We start from the raw sequence: 551 nt of genomic DNA, 5'->3' as shown, positions 1-551 counted from the left end.
GAGGACGACGGTACGGGTCCGGTCGAGGCGACTCCGGTGATGCGCTGGCTGCGGGAGTGGCGGGGCACGGCGGAGGGTTTCCAGCAGTCGGTGTTCCTGCGGGTGCCGGCCGGGCTGGGGGAGGAGCGGCTGACGGCGGCGGTGCAGGCGCTGCTGGACCATCATGACGTGCTGCGGTTGCGGGTGTCCGGGGACTGGGCGCTGGAGGTGGGGGAGCGGGGTTCGGTGGACGCCGCCCGGTGCGTCCGCCGGGTGCCTCTCGCCGATGCCGATGCGAATAACGATGCCGATGCCGATGCCGATGGTGTCGTGGTGGGGGAGGCGCGGGCGGCGGTGGCGCGGTTGGCGCCGGAGTCGGGTGTGGTGGTGCAGGTGGTGTGGTTCGACGCGGGTCCGGAGGTGTCGGGGCGGCTGTTGGTGGTGGTGCATCACCTGGCGGTGGACGGGGTGTCGTGGCGCGTTCTGCTGCCGGATCTGCGGCAGGCGTGGGAGTCGGTGGCGGCCGGTGGGCCGGTGCGGCTGGACCCGGTGGGCACGTCGTTCCGGCGCTG

Annotated in this window: 1 protein-coding gene; it reads left to right on the top strand. The window is 73.7% G+C overall.

Annotated features, from left to right (window positions below):
* Positions 1-39: 39 nt before the first annotated feature.
* On the top strand, positions 40-551 hold a 512-nt coding region (locus tag ACP4J0_RS38695), incomplete at its 3' end, for a condensation domain-containing protein (RefSeq protein ID WP_426604159.1).

It is taken from the genome of Streptomyces sp. WG7, assembly GCF_049975785.1.
Classification (GTDB): Bacteria; Actinomycetota; Actinomycetes; order Streptomycetales; family Streptomycetaceae; genus Streptomyces.
This window is presented reverse-complemented; position numbering and strand designations above follow the sequence as displayed.